Raw genomic sequence first — 6,077 nt, 5'->3', positions numbered from 1 at the left:
TTTCGGTCCCCCTCGCGCCACGTCCCCAGAGCCCCCCGGTTGTTCGAAGATTAGCCAGCAGTGGGATCCGTTTTTTCCGATTAATACAGTCATGTTGCGATGTGTACATGACTTCTGCCGGTCTTTCTGCCGGTGGTCCTCGGGTCGGCCCGCCAATCGGACTCGACGTTCGGCCATCGGGTGGCGATATTCGGTCACGGGGCCAGGAAACGGGCAGAAATCAGCAGTCGCCGCTCATGCCGGCACTTCCGGCGGTGGCGCCCGGGTGAACCGCGTCCCGGACGACCCGGAGCGAATCAAGCAGGTTCTCCAGTGCGGCGGAGTCGAGCTGGCCGATGAACCAGTCCTGGATGAGTTGGATGTGTCCGGGGAGCGTCTCCCCGAGCCTTGTCATGCCGGACTCCGTCACGACCGCGTACGCGCTGCGTCGGTCCGAGGGGCAGGCGCGGCGGCAGAGCAGGCCGTCGCGTTCCATCCGATCGACGACCCGGGTCACGCCACTGGTGGAGAGGGAGGTCTGCGCGGCAAGGTCGGTCATCCGGAGTTCGTGCTGGGGTGATCTGGCCAGCCGCATCAGGACCTCGAACTCCACGGACGAGAGGTCGTGCTCCTCGAACTGGGCGGCGAACCTGGCCGCGAGCCCGGCGTGCACCTCCATGACCAGGCCCATGGCCGTCAGGCGGGAGTCATCGTAGAGGTTCTCGGTCACGACCACATCCTAGCAGTACTTGACACGGGGAATATTGTTGCATCTATAGTTGCTATGTCAGTCATCGGTCAACACCAACTATTTTCTGGGAAGGCAGCACGATGAGCAGCAGCACCGAATCCGCCACCCGTTCGTGGGAGGGGCTGACGATCCCGGCCCCCGGGACCTACCTGCTCGACCAGGCGCACCAGCGCGTCGGGTTCGTGGCCCGGCACATGATGGTCAGCAAGGTGCGCGGCCAGTTTCGTGAGGCCGAGGCGACAATCACGGTAACCGAGAACCCGCTCGAGTCCGCGGTGTCCGCCACGATCCAGACCACGAGCATCGACACCGGCGCGACCGACCGCGACAACCACCTCCGCAGCGGCGACTTCCTCGAGGTGGAGAAGTTCCCGACCCTGACGTACCGCAGCACCGGCGTCAAGTCGCACAGCGGCAACGAGTTCGTGCTGACCGGCGAACTCACGATCAAGGACGTGACCCGCCAGGTCGACCTCGAGGTCGAGTTCGAGGGCGCCGGACGCAGCCCGTTCGGCCAGGACCTCTTCGGCTTCACCGCCACCACCGAGATCGACCGCGAGGAATTCGGCCTGACCTGGAACGTCGCGCTGGAGACCGGCGGCGTGCTGGTCGGGAAGAAGATCAAGATCGAGATCGAGGGCGAGGCCGTTCGCCAGGCCTGACCAATCCCGCCCGATCGGCTTGCGGTCGGGCCGGTACGGACGACGGCGTTACGCCCCGGCCACCGATTGACTGGTGACCGGGGCGTCCCATTGGGTAATGCGCCCGGTGGAACAGGTGTCTCGATCGTGTGCGAAGGTGGACGCAGCGCCGCTGGCCGCTCACTCTCGGCCGGCGGGCGCTGTGATTGTGGCCGCGTGCGCTCGGGGCTCCTACGGTGACAGTTCGAACACGCGTCCGGCGGGTACGACCATCCGGACGGCGGTGACAGCGCCTCGCGGCGGGGAGGGCACATGGGCCAGGACGTCTCGGAGGTGCTCCCCTTCTCCCGGGAGGACCGGATCCGTTACCGGCAGAAGGTACGGCGGTGCCTGGACGTCTTCGCCCTCATGCTCGACGACTTCGGCTTCGACGCCGACCGGCCGACCACCGGTCTGGAGATCGAGCTGAACCTGGTCGACGACGACGCCGAGCCCGCGATGCGCAACGCCGAGGTGCTGGACAACCTCGGCGATCCCACCTTCCAGACCGAACTGGGACAGTTCAACCTCGAACTCAACGCCCGGCCCCGGCTGATCGAGGGAGCCGGTTTCGCCGACTACGAGCAGGACCTGCGGGAGAGCCTCGGCCGCGCGGAGGAACTCGCCGTCAAGTCCGACGCGACGATCATCCTGATCGGCATCCTGCCCACGCTGACCCCCCGGCACCTGGTGCTCGACAACCTGTCCAGGAACAAGCGTTACCGGGTGCTCAACGACCAGATCGTGGCCGCCCGGGGCGAGGACATCGAGCTGGACATCCGGGGCGTGGAGCGGTTGCAGACCCACACCGACTCGATCGCCTCCGAGGCCGCCTGCACCAGTCTCCAGTTCCACCTCCAGGTGGCACCGGACAGCTTCGCCAACTACTGGAACGCATCCCAGGCCATCGCCGGGGTCCAGGTCGCGCTCGGCGCCAACTCGCCGTTCCTGCACGGGCGCCAGCTCTGGGCCGAGACCCGGGTCGCCCTCTTCGAGCAGGCCACCGACACCCGGCCCGACGAGCTGAAAGCGCAGGGCGTACGGCCCAGGGTCTGGTTCGGCGAGCGATGGATCACCTCGATCTTCGACCTCTTCGAGGAGAACGTCCGCTACTTTCCGCCGCTGTTGCCGATCTGCGACGACGAGGACCCGGTCGAGGTCCTGCACAACGGTGGCACGCCCAAACTGGCGGAACTCCGGCTGCACAACGGCACCGTCTACCGCTGGAACCGTCCGGTCTACGACATCATGAACGGCCGTCCCCACCTGCGGGTGGAGAACCGGGTCCTGCCGGCCGGGCCGACCGTGGTCGACATGCTCGCCAACGCCGCCTTCTACTTCGGGCTGGCCAGGGACATGGCGGAGGGGGACCGGCCGATCTGGAGTCAACTGACGTTCAGCGCGGCCGAGGAGAACTTCCACGCGGCGGCCCGGCGGGGCATCGACGCCGTCATCGCCTGGCCCCGGCTGGGCCAGGTACGGGTGACCGATCTGGTGCTCGACGTACTCCTGCCCCGGGCGGCGGCCGGACTGGACCGGTTCGGTGTCGGCGCCGCGCACCGGGACCGGTTGCTCGGGATCATCGAGCAGCGCTGCCGTACCGGACGTAACGGCGCGGTGTGGCAGGTCGAGGCGGTACGGGCGGCTGAACGAGGCAGGGGCATGAATCGTCCCCAGGCGCTCCGACACATGCTCCAGCGTTACGGCGAACTCCAGCGGACCGACGAGCCGGTGCACACCTGGCCGGTGGACTGACGCGTCGGCCAGCGCGATCGGCGGGTCCGGTCAGCGGGTCTGATCGGTCCGACCGGCGGGTCCGGTCAGCGGGCCTGACCGGCGGGTCCGGTCGGTGACTCTGGTCAGCGCGATCGGCGGCCGAACCGACCCAGCCGGCCCTTCGCCCTGCCGTCGTCGGCCTTCTCGTCGGCCTTCTCATTGGTCGGTGACGTCTCGTCGGTGCTTCCTTCGGAAGGCTCGTCGGCGCGCTCCCCGCCGGCACCGCCACCGCTGCCCACCTCGTCGGACGTTCGCCCGAGCGGGTCGGGTCGGTCCTCCGCCCGCCCGAGCGGGTCCGGCTCGTCCGACCCGGAGAGATCGGTGGGTCCATCGGCGCGGCGGGGCGGGAACGGGTCGGCGTCGTCAGCGGTACGCCAGGATCCACCGGTCGGCTGTACCGGCAACCGGGGCGGACGTCCGGACCCGTCCGTGACACCGCCGGCGGTTTCGGAGCCGGCCTCGGCTTCGGTCGCGGCGGCCTCGACGCCGGGTTCGGCCGGATCGGATCGGGAAACGCGGGGCTCCGCGTCTTGTGCCCGTGCCTCCGACCGCTGCGCCAGCGCTGCCACCAGTGCGGATCCGGCGAGCCCCGCGACCACCGCGTACGGCGCCATCAGATGGGCCGACACCTGCTCGGGCCGGATGCCGACCAGTCGGGGCGCGGCGAGAAAGTAGGCGATGGCGACCAGCAGCGGACCGCTGATGCCCGAGACGGCGGCGCCGACCCGGGCTGCCGGCCGCCGGGCCGCGGCTCGGGCGGCGAAGGCGCCGATCAGCAGCGCGGAGCCGAGTGACAGCGCCGCCCCGGGCCAGTAGAAGTAGTCGCGGAACCAGAACGGTCCACTGTCCGAGGTGAGCTGCCAGACCCCGAGCTGGGCGCTGGCCAGCCCGCGCCCGGAAAGCACACCGTCGATGACCGCGATCACCGCGAGCGCCCAGAGCCAGCCGACGGTGCCGAGCACATTGGTGGCCACGGCCGGTGACGAGGTCGCCCAGATCGCCACCAGCAGTCCGATCAGCACGCCGAGAACGGCGTAGCCCGCGGCGACGGTCTGCGGTGACCCGGTGTCGGGGCGTACCACCGCTCGGGCGGGTACGGCGACGAGCACCACCGTGACGAGTGCGCCGACCGCACTGGAGACCGCGAGCACGACCCGCCACATCCCGCCGGCCATGCTCGGGGGCGCCTCGGTGGCCGGACCGACGGCAACTGTCGATCTCCGGGGACGGCCGGCACCGCCGAGCCGGTGTGCACAGATCGCCCCGGCGATCGTGGAGGTCGCGGCTATCCACGCGGCCCAGGTGAGGCCGGCCAGCCAGGCGGCCTCACTGGTGCCCCCGGCCGAAGGCATCCAGGCGATGATGCCGAGCCCGTAACCGAGACCCAGCTGAGCGGCGCCGGCGCCGGCGGCAACGCCGATCGCCGTCGCGACTGATCCTCCCCAGCCCCGTACGGCCATGCGGGGCAGCGTAGCCTCCACCCGGCTGCGGGGCGAGAGGTGACCGGGTACCCGCCAACCTCGACCGCGTGCCGGTTGCGCTCCGGGGGGCCGGCCGCCGATGCTGGCGTGCGGCACACTTCGGATGTGGATATCGGCGTGCAACCCCCGCACGCCCGATGGTGAGGCAGAGTCGGCATGTCGGATGAGTACGTGGCGGGACGACCGGACGCGGGTCCCCGGTCTGGTCACCCGAATCGGACCGGGCTGGTGGCCGGTGCGGCGGTCGGCCTGGTCATCTGTGCTGTTGTCGGTGCTGTCGGCGGTTTCCTGTTGGCCGGTGGCGGCGAGGAGCCGACGGACCAGGGGGCCGGCTCCGTTCCGACCGCCACCAGCACGGCGACGCCGAGCACGCCGCGCAGTACGCCCGGCAGGACGCCGACCCGGCGGTCGACCACCGCCCCGGCACCCCAGATCGGCGAGATGCAGTTGCCGAACCTGGTCGGGATGGACTTCGAGGAGGCCCGGGCGGAGTTGCTGCGCCGTGGCCTGGGTGCCCAGATCACCTTCGGCAAGGCGGGCAGCGACCGTAGCGTCGCGAGCACCAACCCTCGGGCCGGTACCTCCGTTCGGAAGGGCGTCACGGTCCGGTTGACCGTGGTGGGCGCGCCGCCGGAGGTGGTCGTACCCGAACTCGTCGGGCAGTCCTGCGCGCAGGCGGCGCGGCGACTGGTGGAGGACGGCCTCTACCCCAGTTATCCGACCGACAGACACGGTCAGGTACGCAGTCAGGATCCCAAGGGCGGCGCCACGCTGCGCTGGAACGAGCGGGTGAAGCTGTTCTGCTCGGACTCGGCAGGTCCGACCTCCACGCCGACGTTGTAGCCGACCGGCACATCTCCGCACGGACACGCCGGACGCGCTTTGACCGCGCACGACCGGTCGGGCGACCGTCGGCCGGATAGGTTGGACGGTGGTTGGCCCGGTCTTATCCGGTGGCGAGAGGACGTGCCATGGCCGACGACCCGCCCCGATCCTCCGACGGTCCGGACGCGGACCGGAACGCCTCCGACCACGACCCGGGGCCTGCCGGGCCGGACGGCCCGGCCCCGGGCGGGAACGCGGGGCGGACCGGCCCGGCGGCCATCGACGGGGACGCCAGCCGGGTGATCAGGACCGACGCCGGCCGGGCCGCCGAGGCGGATACCGAGGCTGGCCAGGGCCACGGCGCGACCCCTCCGGACGCCACCCCGCCGGTTCCTCCGCGGGCACCGATCTGGGCCGGGCGGGCCGAGGTGCCGGTACGTGCGAGGGGTGCGACCGGCGGGCCACCGCCGGTGGACTGGTCCTACGGCGACGAGTCCTACGGTGACGAGCCGGACGGCCGTCGGTGGTGGATGCCCATCCTGGTCGGGGTGATGGCCCTGGTTCTGCTGACCGTCCTGGTGGTCG

Annotated in this window: 5 protein-coding genes and 1 pseudogene; 4 read left to right on the top strand and 2 right to left on the bottom strand. The window is 70.5% G+C overall.

Annotated elements, in window-relative coordinates; all coding sequences use genetic code 11:
- Nucleotides 1-220 precede the first annotated feature (220 nt).
- Entirely contained in the window at nucleotides 221-670 is a 450-nt protein-coding gene (locus I0C86_RS04530) for a MarR family winged helix-turn-helix transcriptional regulator (RefSeq protein WP_230393545.1), read from the bottom strand.
- Nucleotides 671-810: 140 nt separating this feature from the next.
- On the opposite strand from I0C86_RS04530, the gene I0C86_RS04525 reads away from it, so the two are divergent.
- Nucleotides 811-1,392: a YceI family protein gene (locus I0C86_RS04525; protein WP_196199922.1), complete on the top strand. Its 582-nt coding sequence runs from the start codon at nucleotides 811-813 to the stop codon at nucleotides 1,390-1,392.
- A gap of 291 nt (nucleotides 1,393-1,683) precedes the next feature.
- Nucleotides 1,684-3,165: a glutamate-cysteine ligase family protein gene (locus tag I0C86_RS04520; RefSeq protein WP_196199921.1), complete on the top strand. Its 1,482-nt coding sequence runs from the start codon at nucleotides 1,684-1,686 to the stop codon at nucleotides 3,163-3,165.
- 104 nt (nucleotides 3,166-3,269) lie between these two features.
- Here the strand turns inward: I0C86_RS04520 and I0C86_RS04515 are convergent, their stop codons facing one another.
- Entirely contained in the window at nucleotides 3,270-4,646 is a 1,377-nt protein-coding gene (locus tag I0C86_RS04515) for a hypothetical protein (RefSeq protein WP_196199920.1), read from the bottom strand.
- 177 nt (nucleotides 4,647-4,823) lie between these two features.
- Here I0C86_RS04515 and I0C86_RS04510 point away from each other — a divergent pair, with 177 nt between their 5' ends.
- Nucleotides 4,824-5,510: a PASTA domain-containing protein gene (locus I0C86_RS04510; RefSeq protein ID WP_196199919.1), complete on the top strand. Its 687-nt coding sequence runs from the start codon at nucleotides 4,824-4,826 to the stop codon at nucleotides 5,508-5,510.
- A gap of 128 nt (nucleotides 5,511-5,638) precedes the next feature.
- Nucleotides 5,639-6,077: pseudogene (locus I0C86_RS04505) on the top strand (hypothetical protein); the annotation flags it as partial.

The organism is Plantactinospora alkalitolerans (genome assembly GCF_015690345.1).
In the GTDB taxonomy this organism is placed as follows: Bacteria; Actinomycetota; Actinomycetes; order Mycobacteriales; family Micromonosporaceae; genus Plantactinospora; species Plantactinospora alkalitolerans.
Note: the sequence above shows the minus strand (reverse complement) of the source record. Positions and strands in the feature narration are given on the sequence as shown.